Below are 19,477 nucleotides of genomic sequence, written 5' to 3'. Positions count from 1 at the left end.
CACGTAGCGAAGTCAGTCTGGGGATGCCGCAGCTCCCCGCCCCCGCCTACCCGGCCGAGGTGCGCGCCAGGCTCGAAGCGGATGCGAAGGAGGTGATCGCCCGCTACCCCGGCAGCCGCTCCGCGCTGCTGCCGCTGCTGCACCTCGTGCAGTCGGAGGAGGGGTACGTCTCGCGTACGGGCATGGCGTTCTGCGCCGAACTGCTCGACCTCACCACCGCCGAGGTCACCGCGGTCGCCACCTTCTACACGATGTACCGGCGCAAGGCCGGCGGCGACTACCAGGTCGGCGTCTGCACCAACACGCTCTGCGCGGTGATGGGCGGCGACGCGATCTTCGACCGGCTCAAGGACCACCTCGGCGTCGGCAACGACGAGACGACCGAGGACGGCAAGGTCACCCTCGAACACATCGAGTGCAACGCGGCCTGCGACTTCGCGCCCGTCGTGATGGTCAACTGGGAGTTCTTCGACAACCAGACGCCCGAGAGCGCGACGCGGCTCGTCGACGACCTGATCGCCGGCCGCACCGTCGAGCCGACCCGAGGCGCCCCGCTGTGCTCGTACAAGGAGACGGCCCGGATCCTGGCCGGCTTCCCCGACGAGCGCCCCGGCGCCGTCGCTGCGTCCGGCGGCGCCGGTCCCGCCTCGCTCATCGGCCTGAAGCTGGCCAAGGGCGAGGCCGCGCCGCAGCCCCGCGTGGTGGGACCGCGAGGCGAGGCCCCGCGCGACGAACCGCAGAAGGGCGCCGAACACCTCAGCTCCCATGACGCACCACAGCAGACCTCGGCCTCCGACCCGGACCACCCGGCCGGTCCCGCCGCCGAGGAGGGGGAGTGATGACGTTGGCCGCCGAAATCGACAAGAACGGGACCAGTCCCGAGAAGCTTCTCGCGCCTGTCCTGTCCGCCTTCTGGGACCAGCCGGAATCCTGGACCCTGGACACCTACCGCCGCCACGAGGGGTACGAAGGGCTGCGCAAGGCCCTCACCATGTCCCCTGACGACCTCATCGCGTACGTCAAGGACTCCGGTCTGCGCGGCCGCGGCGGCGCCGGCTTCCCCACCGGGATGAAGTGGCAGTTCATCCCGCAGGGCGACGGCAAGCCGCACTACCTGGTGGTCAACGCCGACGAGTCGGAGCCCGGGACTTGCAAGGACATCCCGCTCCTCTTCGCCAACCCGCACAGCCTGATCGAAGGCATCGTGATCGCCTGCTACGCGATCCGCTCCTCGCACGCCTTCATCTATCTGCGCGGCGAAGTCGTCCCCGTACTGCGGCGCTTGCACGAGGCCGTACGCGAGGCGTACGAGGCGGGCTATCTCGGTACGAACATCATGGGCTCCGGACTCGATCTGGAACTCACCGTGCACGCGGGTGCCGGTGCGTACATCTGCGGTGAGGAGACCGCGCTGCTCGACTCGCTCGAAGGACGCCGCGGCCAGCCCCGGCTGCGCCCGCCCTTCCCCGCGGTCGCCGGTCTGTACGCCTGCCCCACTGTGGTGAACAACGTCGAGTCCATCGCCTCGGTTCCCGCGATCCTGAACAAGGGCAAGGACTGGTTCAAGTCCATGGGCAGCGAGAAGTCCCCGGGCTTCACGCTGTACTCGCTCAGCGGACACGTCTCGGGACCCGGCCAGTACGAGGCACCGCTCGGCATCACGCTGCGCCAGCTCCTCGACATGAGCGGCGGAATGCGCCCCGGCCACCGGCTGAAGTTCTGGACCCCGGGCGGCTCCTCCACCCCCATGTTCACCGAGGAGCACCTCGACGTGCCCCTCGACTACGAGGGCGTCGGCGCCGCCGGATCCATGCTCGGCACCAAGGCACTCCAGTGCTTCGACGAGACCACCTGCGTCGTGCGGGCCGTCACCCGCTGGACCGAGTTCTACGCCCACGAGTCCTGCGGCAAGTGCACGCCATGCCGTGAGGGCACGTACTGGCTGGTCCAGTTGCTCCGCGACATCGAGGCCGGCAAGGGACAGATGTCCGACCTCGACAAGCTGAACGACATCGCCGACAACATCAACGGCAAGTCGTTCTGCGCCCTCGGTGACGGTGCCGCCTCGCCGATCTTCTCGTCGCTGAAGTACTTCCGCGACGAGTACGAGCAGCACATCACCGGCAAGGGCTGCCCCTTCGATCCCGCCAGGTCGACCGTCTGGGCCGACGACAAGAACGCATCCCAGGGGGTGAACGCATGACAGTCACCACGAGTGCGCCCTCCGGGGGCGGCGAGGCGGCGCTCCCGCCCGAGGACCTGGTCACGCTGACCATCGACGGCATCGAGATCAGCGTGCCGAAGGGCACCCTGGTCATCCGGGCCGCCGAACTCCTCGGCATCGAGATCCCGCGCTTCTGCGACCACCCGCTCCTCGACCCGGCCGGCGCCTGCCGCCAGTGCATCGTCGAGGTCGAGGGCCAGCGCAAGCCGATGGCGTCCTGCACCATCACCTGCACCGACGGCATGGTCGTCAAGTCGCAGATCACCTCGCCGGTCGCCGACAAGGCGCAGCGCGGCGTGATGGAGCTGCTGCTCATCAACCACCCGCTGGACTGTCCGGTCTGCGACAAGGGCGGCGAGTGCCCGCTGCAGAACCAGGCGATGTCGCACGGCGACGCGACCTCCCGCTTCGACGGGAAGAAGCGGACGTACGAGAAGCCCGTCCCGATCTCCACCCAGGTGCTGCTGGACCGTGAGCGGTGCGTGCTCTGCGCGCGCTGCACCCGGTTCTCCAACCAGGTGGCGGGCGACCCGATGATCGAGCTGATCGAGCGCGGCGCGCTCCAGCAGGTCGGCACCGGCGAGGGCGACCCGTTCGAGTCGTACTTCTCCGGCAACACCATCCAGATCTGCCCGGTCGGGGCGCTGACCTCGGCGGCGTACCGGTTCCGCTCCCGCCCCTTCGACCTGGTGTCGACGCCCTCGGTGTGCGAGCACTGCGCGGGCGGCTGCGCCACCCGCACCGACCACCGGCGCGGCAAGGTCATGCGGCGCCTGGCCTCCAACGACCCCGAGGTCAACGAGGAATGGCTCTGCGACAAGGGCCGCTTCGGCTTCCGCTACGCCCAGCAGCGCGACCGGCTCACCACCCCGCTGGTCCGTAACGAGGCGGGCGAGCTGGAGCCGGCGAGCTGGCCCGAGGCGCTGGCCGCCGCGGCCGCCGGTCTCTCCGCCGCACGCGGCAGGACCGGTGTCCTCACGGGTGGCCGGCTGACCGTCGAGGACGCGTACGCGTACAGCAAGTTCGCCCGGGTCGCCCTGGACACCAACGACATCGACTTCCGGGCCCGGGTGCACAGCGACGAGGAGGCCGACTTCCTGGCCGCCCGTGTCGCGGGACGCGGCCGTGACCTGGACGGCAACGGAGTCACGTACACCTCGCTGGAAAAGGCCCCGACCGTGCTGCTGGTCGGGTTCGAGTCCGAGGAGGAGGCGCCCGGCGTCTTCCTGCGGCTGCGCAAGGCGAACCGCAAGCACGGACAGCGCACCTTCTCCGTCGCCTCGCACGCCACGCGCGGCCTCACGAAGGCGGGCGGCACGCTGCTGCCCGCCGCACCCGGCACCGAGACCGAGTGGCTGGACGCCATCGCGGGCGGGGTCGGACTGGACGGCGACGGTGCCGTCGCCGCCGAGGCGCTGCGCGGCGCGGGCGCCCTGATCGTGGTCGGTGAGCGGCTGGCCGGAGTGCCCGGCGGGCTGACCGCCGCGGTACGGGCGGCGACCGCGACCGGAGCCACCCTGGTGTGGATCCCGCGCCGGGCCGGCGAGCGCGGTGCGGTGGAGGCGGGCGCGCTCCCGTCGCTGCTGCCCGGCGGCCGCCCGGCCACCGACCCGCGGGCCCGGGAGGAGGTGGCGTCCGTCTGGGGCGTCGCCGAACTCCCGTCCCGCTTCGGCCGCGACACCGGCCAGATCGTCGAGGCTGCGGCCTCCGGTGAACTGGGCGCGCTGCTCGTCGCCGGTGTCGAGGCCGACGACCTTCCCGATCCGGCACGGGCCCTGGAGGCCCTGGACCAGGTGGGCTTCCTGGTCTCCCTGGAGCTCCGGCCCAGCGAGGTCACCGACCGCGCCGACGTGGTGTTCCCGGTGGCCGCCGTCGCGGAGAAGTCCGGCACCTTCCTCAACTGGGAGGGCAGGGCGCGGATGTTCGAGGCCGCGCTGAAGCCCGAGCAGATGACGCGGAACCTCGCGCCGGGCGACGCCCGGGTGCTGCACATGCTGGCCGACGCGCTGGACGTCCACTTCGCGCTGCCGGACCTGAAGTCCGTACGCCGCGAGCTGGACCGGCTGGGCGGCTGGACCGGTACGCACGCGGACGACCCGCGCGTCTCCGCCCAGCCGCTGCCCCGGCCGGCCGACGGCGAGGCCATCCTCGCGGGCCACCGGATGCTGCTCGACCTGGGCCGGCTCCAGGTGGGCGACGAGGCGCTGGCCGGGACGCGGCACGCCGCGGTCGCCCGGCTCTCCGCCGCCACCGCCGCCGAGACCGGCGTCAAGGACGGCGACCTGCTGGCCGTCTCCGGCCCGGCGGGCAGCGTACAACTGCCGCTCCAGGTAACCGAGATGCCGGACCGGGTGGTCTGGGTGCCACTGAACTCCGTCGGGCGCGGTGTCCCGGGCGACACCGGTGTCCAGCCCGGCGGCCCGGTCCGGATCGGTCCGGCCGCACCCGGCATTTCCGACGTCACACCGGAGGTGGGGGCGTGAGTGCCTTCGCTCAACTGGCCACGGCCCCGCACGGCGCCGTGCTCGCCGCCGAGGACCTGTCGATGTTCGGCACCGACCCGTGGTGGCTCGTCGTCATCAAGGCGGTCTTCTGCTTCGCGTTCCTGATGGTGACGGTGCTCTTCTCCATCGTGTGGGAGCGCAAGGTCGTCGCCTGGATGCAGCTGCGCATCGGCCCCAACCGGCACGGTCCCTGGGGCATGCTCCAGTCGCTCGCCGACGGCATCAAGCTGATGCTGAAGGAAGACGTCATCGTCAAGCGGGCGGACAAGGTCGTCTACGTCCTCGCCCCGATCATCGCGGCGATCCCGGCGTTCATGGCGATCGCGGTCATCCCGTTCGGACCGTCCGGCAACGAGGTCTCGATCTTCGGGCACCGTACGGCGATGCAGCTCACCGACCTGCCGATCGCGATGCTCTACATCCTCGCGGTCGCCTCGGTCGGGATCTACGGCATCGTGCTGGCGGGCTGGTCCTCCGGATCGACGTACCCGCTGCTCGGCGGGCTCCGCTCCTGCGCGCAGATGATCTCGTACGAGATCGCGATGGGCGCCGCGTTCGCCTCGGTCTTCCTCTACTCCGGGTCGATGTCGACCTCGAAGATCGTGGAGGCGCAGGAGGACCGCTGGTTCATCATCCTGCTGCCGGTCTCCTTCATCATCTACATCATCACGATGGTCGGTGAGACCAACCGCGCCCCGTTCGACATGCCGGAGTCCGAGGGCGACCTGGTCGGCGGCTTCAACACCGAGTACTCGTCGATCAAGTTCGCGATGTTCATGCTCGCCGAGTACGTCAACATGGTCACCGTCTCCGCGGTCTCCGTGACCCTGTTCCTGGGCGGCTGGCGGGCCCCGTGGCCGATCAGCACCTTCTGGGAGGGCGCGAACCACGGCTGGTGGCCGATGCTCTGGTTCGTCCTCAAGGTCCAGCTGCTGCTGTTCTTCTTCATCTGGCTGCGCGGCACGCTGCCCCGGGTCCGTTACGACCAGCTGATGAAGCTGGGCTGGAAGGTCCTGATCCCGGTCTCCGTCGTCTGGCTGATGATGGTCGCGACCGTACGGGCGCTGCGCAACGAGGGCTACGACTTCTCGAGGATCCTGCTCTACGTGGCCGGGGCCGTGATCGCGGTCCTGCTGATCTCCTTCGTCGTCGACATCTTCCGCGACAGGAAGGGCCGGGAAGCCGAGGCCCACGCGGAACCGGAGCCGGCGTTCGACCCGATGGCGGGCGGATTCCCGGTGCCGCCGCTGCCCGGACAGACCCTGCCGCCCGTGCCCCGGCGCAGGCCGCGCCGCGAGCGGGAGCTCGTTGTCAGTGGCGGCATGGATACTCAGAGTGACGGAAATCCGAGTGACGGAAAGGAGGCCGGCGGTGTCTGAACTGTCTGAGTCGCCAGGGTCCAAGAGGCCGGCGAAGTCCACGCAGGCTTCCGGTTCCTCGGAGTCCCCGGGATCTTCGCGGTCCTCGGATTCTTCGGAGGACAAGTTCCAGAATCCGGTGGCCGGCTTCGGCGTGACCTTCAAGGCCATGTTCAAGAAGCGGCTGACCGAGCAGTATCCGGAGACGCCGAAGGTCACGGCGCCGCGCTTCCACGGCCGGCACCAGCTCAACCGTCACCCGGACGGGCTGGAGAAGTGCGTCGGCTGCGAGCTGTGCGCCTGGGCCTGCCCGGCGGACGCGATCTACGTCGAGGGCGCGGACAACACCGAAGAGGAGCGCTACTCCCCGGGGGAGCGCTACGGCCGCGTCTACCAGATCAACTACGCGCGCTGCATTCTCTGCGGACTGTGCATCGAGGCCTGCCCGACCCGGGCGCTGACGATGACCAATGAGTTCGAGCTCGCCAACACCACCCGCGAGAGCCTCATCTACACCAAGGACGAGCTGCTCGCGGGCCTGGAGGAAGGCATGGTCGACAGCCCGCACGCGATCTTCCCCGGCACGGACGAACAGGACTACTACCGGGGCCTGGTGACCGAGGCCGCCCCCGGTACGGAGCGTCAGCTCGCCGTCTCCAAGGGCGAGAAGCCGGACGACGGGGACAACGAGAGCAACGGCGCCACGCAGGAGGTGGACGCATGACCGGCCTGGCCGCAGCGGCCTCCCAGACCTCGACCGGTGAGGCCTTCCAGTTCTGGGTGCTCGGCACGGTCGCCGTGATCGGCGCCCTGGCCACCGTGCTCATGAGGCGGGCGGTGCACAGCGCGCTGAGCCTCGCCGGAACCATGATCATCCTGGCGGTCTTCTACCTCGCCAACGGTGCCTACTTCCTGGGCATCGTCCAGGTCGTCGTCTACACCGGCGCGATCATGATGCTGTTCCTCTTCGTGGTCATGCTCGTCGGAGTCACGGCGGCGGACTCGCTGAAGGAGACCCTCAAGGGCCAGCGCTGGCTGGCCGCGGGATGCGGGCTCGGCTTCGGTGTCCTCCTGGTCGCCGGAATCGGCAACGCCTCGCTGAACAGCTTCAACGGGCTCGGCGCCGCCAACGCCGCGCACGGCGGAAACGTGGAGGGGCTCGCCAGCCTCATCTTCACCAAGTACGTCTTCGCCTTCGAGATCACCGGCGCCCTGCTGATCACCGCCACGGTCGGCGCGATGGTGCTCACGCACCGCGAGCGCACCGAACGGGCCAAGAACCAGCGGGAGATGTCCGAGGACCGCGTGCGCAGCAACCACCTGCCGCCGCTGCCCGCACCCGGCGTCTACGCCCGGCACAACGCCGTGGACATCGCCGGACTCCTCCCGGACGGCACACCGTCCGAACTCACCGTCATGCAGACGCTGCGCAAGCGCGGCCAGATGCGCGACGTGTCCCACGAGTCGCTGGCCGGCCTCAAGGCACTGGAGCAGCGCTCCGGTGAGCGGCTCGGCCGGGACACCGCAGAAGAAGAGGAGGTCGCCAAGTGAATCCGGTCAACTACCTCTATCTCGCCGCTCTGCTGTTCACCATCGGCGCGGCCGGGGTGCTGATCAGGCGGAACGCGATCGTGGTGTTCATGTGCGTGGAGCTGATGCTCAACGCCTGCAACCTCGCGTTCGTCACCTTCTCCCGGATGCACGGCAATCTCGACGGCCAGATCATCGCCTTCTTCACGATGGTCGTCGCCGCCGCGGAGGTCGTGGTCGGGCTCGCGATCATCGTGTCGCTGTTCCGTTCCCGCCACTCGGCCTCGGTCGACGACGCCAGCCTGATGAAGCTGTAAGGGGCGCTTGACCGTGGAGAATCTCATTGCGCTGCTCGTCGCGGCGCCCCTGCTCGGAGCGGTGGTGCTGCTCTGCGGCGGCCGACGCCTCGACCGCGTGGGCCACTGGCTGGGCACCGCCCTCGCCGGCGCCTCCTTCGCCGTCGCCGTGGTGCTCTTCACCGACATGCTCGGGAAGGGCGCCGAGGACCGCGCGCTGCACCAGAAGCTGTTCAGCTGGATTCCGGTCGAGGGCTTCCAGGCCGATGTGGCCTTCCAGCTCGACCAACTGTCGATGACCTTCGTCCTGCTGATCACCGGTGTGGGCACGCTGATCCACATCTACTCGATCGGCTACATGGAGCACGACGAGCGCCGGCGCCGCTTCTTCGGCTATCTGAACCTGTTCCTCGCGGCGATGCTGATCCTGGTCATCGCCGACAACTACCTGCTGCTGTACGTCGGGTGGGAGGGCGTCGGTCTGGCGTCGTACCTGCTCATCGGCTTCTGGCAGCACAAGCCCAGCGCGGCCACCGCCGCGAAGAAGGCGTTCCTGGTCAACCGGGTCGGCGACATGGGCCTGTCGATCGCGATCATGCTGATGTTCACCACCTTCGGCACCTTCGCCTTCGGCCCCGTCCTCGAAGCGACCGGGGAGACGAGCGAGGGCAAGCTGACGGCGATCGGCCTGATGCTGCTCCTCGCCGCCTGCGGCAAGTCCGCCCAGGTGCCGCTGCAGTCCTGGCTCGGTGACGCGATGGAGGGCCCGACCCCGGTCTCGGCCCTGATCCACGCGGCCACCATGGTCACCGCCGGTGTCTACCTCATCGTCCGCTCCGGCGCGATCTTCAACGGCGCCCCGGACGCCCAGCTGGTCGTCGTGGTCGTCGGAGCGGTCACGCTGCTCTTCGGTGCGATCGTCGGTTGCGCGAAGGACGACATCAAGAAGGCCCTCGCCGGGTCGACGATGTCGCAGATCGGCTACATGATCCTGGCCGCCGGGCTCGGCCCGATCGGCTACGTCTTCGCGATCATGCACCTGGTCACGCACGGCTTCTTCAAGGCCGGGCTCTTCCTCGGCGCCGGTTCGGTCATGCACGGCATGAACGACGAGGTGGACATGCGGAGGTACGGCGGCCTGCGGAAGTACATGCCGGTCACCTTCGTCACCTTCGGCCTCGGCTACCTCGCGATCATCGGCTTCCCCGGTCTGTCCGGCTTCTTCTCCAAGGACAAGATCATCGAGGCGGCCTTCGCCAAGGGCGGCACCGAGGGCTGGATCCTCGGCGCGGTCACGCTGCTGGGTGCCGCGATCACCGCGTTCTACATGACGCGCGTGATGCTGATGACGTTCTTCGGCGAGAAGCGCTGGCAGCCCGACACGGAGGGCCACGACCCGCATCCGCACGAGTCCCCGAAGTCCATGACCATCCCCATGATCGTCCTGGCGTTCGGCTCGGTCTTCGCCGGAGGGTTCTTCTCCATCGGTGACCGCTTCCTGCACTGGCTGGAGCCCGTCACCGGCCACAGCCACGGGGACGCTCCGGTCAGCGCGACCACCGTCACGGCCGCCACCATGGTGGTGCTCGTCATCGGGGTCGCCATCGCCTGGGCGATGTACGGACGCAAGGCCGTGCCCGCGGTCGCCCCGCGCGGCTCGCTGCTCACCCGGGCGGCCCGCCGCGATCTCCTCCAGGACGACTTCAACCACGTGGTCCTGGTCCGCGGCGGCGAGCACCTCACCCGCTCCCTGGTCTACGTCGACCACTCCCTGGTCGACGGCGTCGTCAACGGCACGGCCGCCTCCATGGGCGGGCTCTCCGGCCGGCTGCGCAAACTGCAGAACGGCTACGCCCGCACCTATGCGGTCTCGATGTTCGGCGGTACGGCGGTCGTCATCGCCGCGACCCTGCTGATGAGGGCGGTCTGATCACATGTCCTTTCCCCTCCTGACAGCGACGGCGGCGCTCCCGGCGATCGGCGCGGTCGCCACCGCCGCCGTCCCGGCAGCCCGGCGCACCGCCGCCAAATGGCTGGCGCTCGCCTTCTCGCTGGGCACCCTCGTGCTGGCGGGCATCGCGCTCGCCCGCTTCGAGCCCGGCGGCAGCCGCTACCAGCTCACCGAATCGCACGCCTGGATCAAGGACTTCGGCGTGCGGTACGAGCTGGGGGTGGACGGCATCGGGCTGGCGCTCATGGCGCTCACCGCCCTGCTGATCCCGTTCGTCATCCTGGCCGGCTGGCACGACGCCGACCCCCTGGAGACGAACTCCTCCCGCTGGCGCCCCACCCAGGGATTCTTCGCCCTGATCCTGATGGTGGAAGCGATGGTGGTCCTCTCCTTCGTGGCCACCGACGTCTTCCTCTTCTACATCCTGTTCGAAGCCATGCTCATCCCGATGTACTTCCTCATCGGCGGCTTCGGGGACCGGGCCCACTCCGGGAGCGACGAGAACGCGGCGGCCCAACGTTCGTACGCCGCCGTCAAGTTCCTCCTCTACAACCTGGTCGGCGGTCTCATCATGCTGGCCGCGGTGATCGGGCTCTACGTGGTCACGGGGACGTTCTCGCTCTCCGAGATCGCCGCGGCCCGGTCCGACGGCTCGCTCTCCATGGCGACGAGCACCGAACGCTGGCTCTTCCTCGGGTTCTTCTTCGCCTTCGCGGTGAAGGCCCCGCTGTGGCCGCTGCACACCTGGCTGCCCAACGCCATGGGTGAGGCGACCACCCCGGTCGCCGTGCTGATCACCGCGGTCGTCGACAAGGTCGGCACCTTCGCGATGCTGCGCTTCTGCCTCCAGCTCTTCCCGGAGGCCAGCAAGTGGGCCACCCCGGTGGTCCTGGTACTGGCGCTGATCAGCATCGTCTACGGGGCGCTGCTCGCCGTCGGTCAGCGCGACATCAAGCGGCTCATCGCCTACGCGTCGATCTCGCACTTCGGCTTCATCATCCTGGGCATCTTCGCGATGACCAGCCAGGGCCAGTCGGGCGCGACGCTCTACATGGTCAACCACGGCATCTCGACCGCCGCGCTGATGCTGGTGGCGGGCTTCCTGATCACCCGGCGCGGCTCGCGGCTCATCGCCGACTACGGCGGAGTGCAGAAGGTGGCGCCGGTCCTGGCCGGCACCTTCCTGATCGGCGGTCTGGCCACGCTGTCGCTGCCGGGGCTCGCCCCGTTCGTCAGCGAGTTCCTCGTCCTGGTCGGCGCGTTCGCCGCGTATCCGGCGGTCGGCATCATCGCCACCACCGGGATCGTGCTCGCCGCGATCTACGTCCTCGTCCTCTACCAGCGGACGATGACGGGACCGGTCAAGGCCGAGGTCCAGGGCATGGCGGACCTCAAGGTCCGTGAGCTGGTGGTGGTCGTCCCGCTGATCGCTCTGCTGATCTTCCTGGGCGTCTACCCGAAGCCGCTGACGGAGATCGTCAACCCGGCGGTGCAGCACACCATGTCGGACGTACAGAAGAAGGACCCCCAGCCCGAGGTGGAGGCCGCCAAGTGAGCGCAACAGCTGTCCACAGCCTGTGGACAATGGCGGGCGGGGTGACATCGGCCGCCCCGGACGAGAAGTTCAAGGCCCCCGTCATCGAGTACACCCAGCTGACGCCGGTCCTGATCGTCATCGGAGTCGCCGTCCTGGGCGTGCTCGTCGAGGCCTTCGTGCCGCGCCGGGCCCGCTACTACACGCAAGTGTTCCTGACCGTCGCCGCCCTGGTCGCCGCGTTCGCCGCGGTGATCGGCCTGGCCGCCGCCGGATACGGCACGACCAAGGCACACATCGCGGCGATGGGCGCCATCGCCGTCGACGGACCCGCCCTGTTCCTCCAGGGCACCATCCTGCTGACGTCGCTGGTCGCCGTCTTCACCTTCGCCGAGCGGCGCCTCGATCCCGAGTCGCACGGCAGCCGCGTCGACTCGTTCGCCGCACAGGCCGCGTCGGTCCCCGGCAGCGACAGCGAGAAGGCCGCGGTCAAGGCCGGGTTCACCACCACCGAGGTCTTCCCGCTGCTCCTCTTCGCGGTGGCGGGCATGCTGGTCTTCCCGGCGGCCAACGACCTGCTGACGCTCTTCGTGGCCCTGGAAGTCTTCTCGCTCCCGCTCTACCTCCTGTGCGCCGTCGCCCGCCGCAAGCGGCTGATGTCGCAGGAGGCCGCGGTGAAGTACTTCCTGCTCGGCGCCTTCTCCTCGGCGTTCCTGCTCTTCGGGATCGCCCTGCTCTACGGATACGCGGGCTCCGTCTCGTACGCGCAGATCGCCACCGTCGTCGACGGGTCCATCCAGCAGATCGACCCGGCGCTCGCCGACACCATGGGCAACGACGTGCTGCTGCTGATCGGCGGCGCGATGCTCCTGACCGGTCTGCTCTTCAAGGTCGGCGCCGTCCCGTTCCACATGTGGACCCCGGACGTCTACCAGGGCGCCCCGACCCCGGTCACCGGCTTCATGGCCGCTGCCACGAAGGTCGCCGCGTTCGGTGCGCTGCTGCGCCTGCTGTACGTGGTGCTGCCGGGCCTCACCTGGGACCTGCGCCCGGTCATGTGGGGCATCGCGATCGTCACGATGGTGGGGGGCGCGGTCGTCGCCATCACCCAGACCGACATCAAGCGCCTGCTGGCCTACTCCTCGATCGCGCACGCCGGATTCATCCTCGCCGGTGTCATCGCGGCCACCCCGCAGGGCATCTCCTCGGTGCTCTTCTACCTGGCCACGTACTCCTTCGTGACGGTCGGTGCCTTCGCCGTCGTCACCCTGGTGCGCGACGCGGGCGGCGAGGCGACGCACCTGTCGAAGTGGGCCGGGCTCGGCCGGCGCTCCCCGCTGGTCGCCGCGGTCTTCGCGGTGTTCCTGCTGGCGTTCGCCGGTATCCCGCTCACCTCGGGCTTCTCCGGAAAGTTCGCGGTGTTCAAGGCCGCGGCCGAGGGTGGTGCGAGCGGACTCGTCGTCGTCGGTGTGATCTCCTCGGCGATCGCCGCGTTCTTCTACATCCGCGTCATCGTGCTGATGTTCTTCAGCGAGCCGAAGGCGGACGGCCCCACGGTCGCCGTCCCGTCCCCGCTGACGATGACGACGATCGCGGTCGGCGTCGCGGTCACCCTGGTGCTGGGCCTGGCCCCGCAGTACTTCCTGGACCTGGCGAGCCAGGCGGGAGTGTTCGTGAGGTAGCCGGACGGCACCACTGCTGGACCAGCGCCGGACGGGCTTGGAAGTCAAGCCCGTCCGGCGCTGTCGTAGGCGGCGCCTATCGTGGCAGGGGAGAGCACAGGGACAGAACGGGATAGCCGTCGGGGGAACAGAGCAATGAGCATGACGGGCGGGACAGGCGTGACGGACATGACCACGGACGTGAGCACGGACGTGACCGAGAGCGATGCGCGGCAGACGCTCCACCGGGTCTTCGGGTACGAGACGTTCCGCGGCGAGCAGGAAGCCGTCGTCGACCACGTGGTGGCCGGTGGGGACGCCGTCGTGCTCATGCCGACCGGCGGCGGCAAGTCCCTCTGCTACCAGATCCCGTCCCTGGTCAGACGGGGTACGGGGATCGTCATCTCGCCGCTGATCGCCCTGATGCAGGACCAGGTCGACGCGCTGCGGGCACTCGGTGTGCGGGCCGGGTTCATCAACTCCACGCAGGACTTCGACGAGCGCCGCTCGATGGAGGCCCAGTTCATCGCCGGTGAGCTCGACCTGCTGTATCTCGCCCCCGAGCGGCTCCGCCTGGACTCCACCCTCGGCCTGCTCTCCCGCGGCGAGATCTCCGTCTTCGCGATCGACGAGGCGCACTGCGTCGCCCAGTGGGGCCACGACTTCCGGCCCGACTACCTGGCCCTGTCCGTGCTGGGCGAGCGCTGGCCCGACGTCCCGCGCATCGCCCTGACGGCCACGGCGACGGGCGCCACGCACCGCGAGATCACCCAGCGCCTGGGCATGCCCGACGCCAAGCACTTCGTGGCCAGCTTCGACCGGCCCAACATCCAGTACCGCATCGTGGGGAAGTCGGACCCGAAGAAGCAGCTGCTCTCCTTCCTGAAGGAGGAGCACGCGGGCGACGCGGGCATCGTCTACTGCCTCTCGCGCAACTCGACCGAGAAGACCGCCGAGTACCTCTGCCGCAACGGCATCGAAGCCGTTCCGTACCACGCGGGCCTGGACGCCGGGACCCGTGCGACCCACCAGTCCCGCTTCCTGCGCGAGGAGGGCCTCGTCGTCGTCGCGACGATCGCCTTCGGGATGGGCATCGACAAGCCGGACGTCCGCTTCGTCGCCCACCTCGACCTGCCGAAGTCCGTCGAGGGGTACTACCAGGAGACCGGCCGGGCCGGCCGTGACGGAGCCCCGTCGACGGCGTGGATGGCGTACGGACTCCAGGACGTCGTCCAGCAGCGCAAGCTCATCCAGGGCGGGGAGGGCGACGAGGCCTTCCGCCGCCGGGCCGCCGCGCACCTGGACTCCATGCTGGCGCTCTGCGAGACCGTCCAGTGCCGCCGGGCCCAGCTGCTCACCTACTTCGGCCAGGACCCCACCGCGTCCTCCTGCGGCAACTGCGACACCTGCCTGAACCCGCCCGAGACCTGGGACGGCACGGTGGTCTCCCAGAAGCTGCTGTCCACGGTGGTCCGGCTGAAGCGGGAACGCGGACAGAAGTTCGGGGCCGGCCAGATCATCGACATCCTGCTGGGCCGCAAGACGGCGAAGGTCATCCAGTTCGACCACGACCAGCTCTCGGTGTTCGGCATCGGCGAGGAACTGGCCGAGGCGGAATGGCGCGGCGTGGTCCGCCAGCTGCTGGCCCAGGGCCTGATCGCCGTCGAGGGCGAGTACGGCACGCTCGTGCTCACGGAGGAGAGCGGCACGGTGCTCGGCCGGGAGCGCGAGGTGCTGCTGCGCAAGGAGGCCCCGAAGCCCGCCTCCCGCTCCTCCTCGTCGAAGGGAGAGCGGAAGGCGAAGTCCTCGGCGGCCGCGGCCGAGCTCCCGGCGGAGGCCCTCCCGGTCTTCGAGGCCCTGCGTGCCTGGCGCGGCGCCCAGGCCAAGGAGCTGGGCCTCCCGGCGTACGTGATCTTCCACGACGCCACGCTGCGCGAGATCGCGACCCTGCGTCCGTCGTCGCTCGGCGAACTGGGCGGGATCAGCGGCCTGGGCGAGAAGAAGCTGGCGACGTACGGAGAGGGGGTGCTGGAGGTCCTGGCCGGTCTCCCGGGCGATGCGGGGGCACCCGCGACCCCTGCGGAGGCGGCACCCGCAGTTGCGAGCCCGGCTCCGGCTCGGGCGGCGGCCCGGGTGGCCGACCCTGCCCCCGACCTGGAGTTCGGCTGGGACGAGGAGCCGCCGGAGTACGAGTGAGGCGGGCCGGGCGGGACGGATCTACTGCGGGTCCGCCCCCCGGCGCCGCGGCATGATCGCGGTGAGGTCCAGATCGACCGGGAAGGGTACGGACACCTTCATGCGGTCGTGGAAGATCCCGGTGGAGGTGTAGGCGCCGGTCGCGGGCTCCAGCTCGAAGACGTACACGACCGTGCGCCCGTCCTGGTCCTCCACCCGCCAGTAGTGCGGGATCTTCGCCCGTGCGTACTTCACGGGTTTGGTCTCCCGGTCGCGGGTGACGGAATCGTCCGACACGACCTCGATCGCCAGCAACACGTGCTCCGCAGGGAATCGCGTCTGCTGGAGACTCTCGACCGCGTCCGCGAGGACGACGACCACATCGGGCTCGGGCCGGTTCGACCGGTCGATATCAATCGTGAAACGGGCCACGGACTCCAGACCGGGCGGCGCCGAGGACAACAGTTGTCCACTGAAGAGGCTGACGGCCCGGGAATGGAAAGCGGTCTGAGGGCACGCGAACACCAGACTGCTGTCGATCAGCTCCGTGTGCGGAGGCAGATTCGGCAGCGTGTCTAGGTCATCGGCGGTCCAGCCGCCCTCGGGCGGAACGCCCACTGCGGCTCGGATGCCTCGTGTTCCACGCTCATCAGTGCTCCCGTGACTCCTCCGCGCCCTGAGGGGCGCGGCTTCTCGCTATGCCGTGTTGGCGTGGCGACGGGCCAGCCCGGCCCGTAGGACGTTGAGTGCTCCGACCTCGTCGGCGTGGGCCTGGTGGCCGCAGTCGACGCAGTGGAACTTCTCCTGTGTGGGCCGGTTCACCTTGGCGGTGTGCCCGCATTTTTTCGGGGTTGGGCTTCGGAGCGGGGGCTTTGCTCATGTTGCGGATCTTGAGGTCTTCGTGCGCGATGAAGTCGTGCTCACGGACCAGGGTGAGTGCGGTCTTGTGTGCGTGGTCGAGCCGCCGTCTGCGCACTTTGCCGTGCAGGGCTGCGACCTTCTCAACCGCCCGCTGGTGGTTACGGGTGCGGTCTTTGGCCCTGCAGCGTGGGAACCGGGACAGGGCCCGCTGCGCGGTCTCAAGTTTGCAGGCGGCTTTGCGGGCGTGGCGGGGGTTGGGGATGTGGGTGCCGTTGGAGTCGGTGAGGAACGAGGCGATCCCGAGGTCGATGCCGATGCTGGAGCCGGTCGGGGGCAGTGGTTCGGGCAGGGGCTGGTCCGTGGTGATCACGACGAACCATTTACGGCCTTCGCGTTTCACGCTGACGGTCTTGACCGTGCCGAGCACCGGGCGGTGCTGGTTGACTCTGACGTGTCCGACGCCCTGGAAGCGGACCCGGGTGCCCGGGGCGTGCGGGGTGGAGTTCCAGCGGCAGCCGTCGCCGTCCCGGGGATAGTCCACCGTGTCGAACCAGTTCACCCCGCGAAAGCGGGGGTAGCCGGGCTTGTCCCCGGCCTTGACCCGGCGGAAGAACGCGCCGAACGCCCTATCGAGTTGCCGCAGCGTGGCCTGCTGGGAGCTGAACGACCAGCGGCCCTGACGCTCGGGGTCGAAGGCCCGGATGTCCTTGAGCTGCCCCGACTGCATCCCGTACTTGATACTCGTCTTCGAGGGGTGGCCGTAGGCGTCACGGCGTTCCTGCAACGCACCGTTGTAGAGCGAGCAGTGATCGCGCAGCATTTCACCGAGCGCGATCGCCTGACCCACGGTGGGCCGCAACAGAAACTTGTACGCACGGATCAACCAGCCCACCCCCTCCAACCAGCTCCTGGGAACCAACGTACCGTCGGCGAACATCAACACGACCGGAAACAACGCCGTCTCACTCGCAGGAGTGACCACGTCAGCCAGTACTTCGAGGCGGAGCTGCGCGAGTGCAATGGCGAGGACGACCACACCCCGCCTAAGGTGCACTACCCATCAGTGGGTCCAGCTGTCGTCTTCTTCCGGCGCCTGTGCCACGAGTTCCCGGACTCACCAACCGAGTGATGTTGCAGGGCCGGTTCTGGCCCGTCATATTTTGCAGTGACCTGTGGCAGAAGCCTCGTTGCGGAAGGTCAAGCAGAACGAAGATCAGTGAAATCGACTGCTCTGACCCTTGTGTCAGAGCAGCCACAAGATCGCGTTCCTGCGCGGCCTGAAGTCAGGATTCAAAGGGAAGAGAGGGATTCGGCCGGAGTCTGGCGGGTTCGTCCAGTGCATCCGCGAGGAACTGGCTCAGGCCTGACGAAACGTGTCAACGCGTCAAGCGCCAATGCTGTCGCCCCGGCGTCACGCCCCGCCCGCCCCATCGTGAACCGGTCGGCCGGCCCCGGACCGCTCCGACGCGTCCCGGCGGACGTTGCGGTACACCGCGTAGGCGGGCCACCGCTCGTGGATCAGTGACCGCATCGCCGAACGGGACGCCAGTCCGGCGCCGGGCACATGCCGGTCGAGGCCGGCCGCCGCCACGAGCGAGGCCAGCGCACGGCTGCGGTGGTCCGGCAGCCCGGCTTGCCCGGCCGCCGCGAACCGCTCCCGGACATGCACCGCGTAGCTCTGCGGCCCCGCCGGGTGGCGGTGGTAGGGCACCAGGCCGAGGAAGCGCCGGGTCTCCCGGACCAGCACACCGCGCTGCACCGCGGCCTCCAGATACATGCCCCCGGCCGGCTGTCCGGCGCGCCGGACCCAGCCCTGGGCCGGGACGCCCGAGCGGCCCTTGCCCGGAGCGGGCAGGCTGCGCATCAGCGCGGCCAGGAGCGGGTCCGGCGGCTCCAGCGGGTTGACCACCTGGATCTCGCCGCGCTGTCCGGTGACCCGCCCCTGCAGCTCCAGCTCCGCCAGGGCCGCCCCGGCCAGCGCGTATTCGAGGATCCGATTGCGGCAGTACGGTGTGCCGCGCAGGGGGTCCAACGCGAGCAGCAGCAGTTCCTCGGGCAGCGTGGGTCCGGGGGGCCGGTTCATGCCGTGGGCACGATGCGTCCGGTGACCTCGCCCAGGCCGACGCGGGTGCCGTCCGGGCCCGGGGCCCAGGCCGTCAGCGTCACCGTGTCGCCGTCCTCCAGGAACGTCCGCTTGCCCTCCGGGAGTTCCAGCGGGTCGCGGCCGTTCCAGGTGAGTTCGAGCAGCGAGCCGCGCTGGGCCGGCTCGGCGCCGCTGATGGTGCCGGAGCCGTACAGGTCACCGCTGCGCAGCGAGGCGCCGTTGACCGTCATCTGCGCCAACTGCTGGGCCGCCGTCCAGTACATGGTGGAGAACGGCGGCTCCGAGACGACCTGGCCGTTGATCGCGACGGAGAGCCGCAGGTCGAAGCCGCCGGGCTCCTCCTCGTCCGCGTCGTCGAGGTAGGGCAGCAGCGGGAGGTCACGGGTGGGCGGGGCGATGCGGGCGGCGTCCAGGGCCTCCAGCGGTGTCACCCAGGCGGCCACGGAGGTGGCGAAGGACTTGCCGAGGAACGGGCCCAGCGGGACGTACTCCCAGGCCTGGATGTCCCGCGCCGACCAGTCGTTGAGCAGCGACAGGCCGAAGACGTGGTCGCGGAAGTCGGCCAGCGGCACCGGCCGTCCCTGCTCCGATCCGACGCCGACGACGAATCCGACCTCGGCCTCGATGTCCAGCTTGACGGACGGGCCGAAGACGGGAGCCGGGTCGGCGGGGGCCTTGCGCTGTCCCGACGGGCGCACCACGTCCGTACCGGAGACCACGACCGTGCCCGCCCTGCCGTGGTAACCGATCGGCAGGTGCTTCCAGTTCGGGGTGAGCGCGTCGCCGTCCGGGCGGAAGATCCGGCCGACGTTGGTGGCGTGGTGCTCGCTGGCGTAGAAGTCCACGTAGTCCGCGACCCGGTAGGGCAGATGGAGCGTCACGGAGTCGACGGGGTGCAGCAGCGGCTCGATGTCCGCGCGGTGGGCCGGCACCGTCACCCAGGCGGTCAGGGCCCGGCGCACATCGCTCCAGGCGGTGCGGCCGGCCGCGAACAGGGCCATCAGGTCGGGCTGGGCCAGCAGTTGCGCGTAGGGCGAACCCAGCGCGTGCGCGGCCGCCCCGGCGTCCAGCACGTGGCCGCCGATGCGGACGCCGACCCGCCGCTCGCCGGGCCGGTCGGTGGTGGAGAAGACACCGTACGGAAGGTGGTGCGGACCGAAGGGATCGCCCTCGGCCACGTCGAGCGGGCTGCTCTGCTCGGGCATCTGTTGCTGCCTCGCTTTCCAGGTCGCTGTGGGGGACACGTTACGTGGGGGACATCCCCCAGCGGCAGTGCCTC

Annotated in this window: 13 protein-coding genes and 2 pseudogenes; 11 read left to right on the top strand and 4 right to left on the bottom strand. The window is 69.6% G+C overall.

Annotated features, from left to right (window positions below; all coding sequences use genetic code 11):
* Window positions 1-23: 23 nt before the first annotated feature.
* The 11 genes from nuoE (at window position 24) to recQ (ending at window position 15,254) form a co-directional block, all read left to right on the top strand.
* Entirely contained in the window at window positions 24-839 is an 816-nt protein-coding gene (gene nuoE / locus OG959_RS15045) for an NADH-quinone oxidoreductase subunit NuoE (protein WP_326666389.1), read from the top strand.
* On the top strand, window positions 836-2,203 hold the full coding sequence (nuoF, locus tag OG959_RS15040; protein ID WP_326658666.1) for an NADH-quinone oxidoreductase subunit NuoF: 1,368 nt from the start codon (window positions 836-838) through the stop codon (window positions 2,201-2,203). The genes nuoE and nuoF overlap by 4 nt, the downstream gene beginning before the upstream one ends.
* Complete coding sequence (locus tag OG959_RS15035; RefSeq protein WP_326658663.1) at window positions 2,200-4,707, top strand: NADH-quinone oxidoreductase subunit G; 2,508 nt, start codon at window positions 2,200-2,202, stop codon at window positions 4,705-4,707. The genes nuoF and OG959_RS15035 overlap by 4 nt, the downstream gene beginning before the upstream one ends.
* Complete coding sequence (gene nuoH, locus OG959_RS15030; protein ID WP_326658662.1) at window positions 4,704-6,107, top strand: NADH-quinone oxidoreductase subunit NuoH; 1,404 nt, start codon at window positions 4,704-4,706, stop codon at window positions 6,105-6,107. The genes OG959_RS15035 and nuoH overlap by 4 nt, the downstream gene beginning before the upstream one ends.
* Window positions 6,100-6,810: an NADH-quinone oxidoreductase subunit NuoI gene (gene nuoI, locus OG959_RS15025; RefSeq protein WP_326658660.1), complete on the top strand. Its 711-nt coding sequence runs from the start codon at window positions 6,100-6,102 to the stop codon at window positions 6,808-6,810. Before nuoH ends, nuoI begins: the two co-directional genes overlap by 8 nt.
* Window positions 6,807-7,637, top strand: coding sequence for an NADH-quinone oxidoreductase subunit J (locus OG959_RS15020; RefSeq protein WP_326658658.1), 831 nt, complete (start codon window positions 6,807-6,809; stop codon window positions 7,635-7,637). The genes nuoI and OG959_RS15020 overlap by 4 nt, the downstream gene beginning before the upstream one ends.
* Window positions 7,634-7,933 carry an NADH-quinone oxidoreductase subunit NuoK gene (gene nuoK / locus OG959_RS15015; protein ID WP_018101339.1) on the top strand — a complete coding sequence of 100 codons (300 nt, stop codon included), beginning with the start codon at window positions 7,634-7,636 and terminating at the stop codon, window positions 7,931-7,933. Before OG959_RS15020 ends, nuoK begins: the two co-directional genes overlap by 4 nt.
* Before the next feature lie 13 nt (window positions 7,934-7,946).
* A complete protein-coding gene (nuoL, locus tag OG959_RS15010; RefSeq protein ID WP_326658655.1) occupies window positions 7,947-9,842 on the top strand; it encodes an NADH-quinone oxidoreductase subunit L in 1,896 nt (631 codons plus the stop codon).
* Window positions 9,843-9,846: 4 nt separating this feature from the next.
* Window positions 9,847-11,418 (top strand): NADH-quinone oxidoreductase subunit M, encoded by a 1,572-nt coding sequence (locus tag OG959_RS15005; RefSeq protein WP_326658654.1) that lies wholly within the window; start codon window positions 9,847-9,849, stop codon window positions 11,416-11,418.
* The gene (gene nuoN, locus OG959_RS15000) at window positions 11,415-13,079 is read left to right on the top strand and encodes an NADH-quinone oxidoreductase subunit NuoN (protein ID WP_326658653.1); all 1,665 of its coding nucleotides are present in this window, start codon (window positions 11,415-11,417) and stop codon (window positions 13,077-13,079) included. The genes OG959_RS15005 and nuoN overlap by 4 nt, the downstream gene beginning before the upstream one ends.
* A gap of 141 nt (window positions 13,080-13,220) precedes the next feature.
* Complete coding sequence (recQ, locus tag OG959_RS14995; RefSeq protein ID WP_442805741.1) at window positions 13,221-15,254, top strand: DNA helicase RecQ; 2,034 nt, start codon at window positions 13,221-13,223, stop codon at window positions 15,252-15,254.
* Window positions 15,255-15,275: 21 nt separating this feature from the next.
* Here the strand turns inward: recQ and OG959_RS14990 are convergent.
* The 4 genes and pseudogenes from OG959_RS14990 to fahA form a co-directional block, all read right to left on the bottom strand.
* Window positions 15,276-15,883 (bottom strand): annotated as a pseudogene (locus OG959_RS14990) (Uma2 family endonuclease).
* A 46-nt stretch (window positions 15,884-15,929) separates the two neighbouring features.
* Window positions 15,930-16,977: pseudogene (locus OG959_RS14985) on the bottom strand (RNA-guided endonuclease InsQ/TnpB family protein).
* Window positions 16,978-17,505: 528 nt separating this feature from the next.
* A complete protein-coding gene (locus OG959_RS14980; RefSeq protein ID WP_326658650.1) occupies window positions 17,506-18,177 on the bottom strand; it encodes a GOLPH3/VPS74 family protein in 672 nt (223 codons plus the stop codon).
* Entirely contained in the window at window positions 18,174-19,403 is a 1,230-nt protein-coding gene (gene fahA, locus OG959_RS14975; protein WP_326658647.1) for a fumarylacetoacetase, read from the bottom strand. Before fahA ends, OG959_RS14980 begins: the two co-directional genes overlap by 4 nt.
* Between the last annotated feature and the right edge of the window lie 74 nt (window positions 19,404-19,477).

Origin of the sequence: Streptomyces sp. NBC_00385 (genome assembly GCF_035917155.1) — a bacterium.
Lineage (GTDB): Bacteria > Actinomycetota > Actinomycetes > Streptomycetales > Streptomycetaceae > Streptomyces > Streptomyces poriferorum.
The sequence above is the reverse complement of the archived record's forward strand: the minus strand, read 5'-3'. Positions and strand labels throughout refer to the sequence as shown.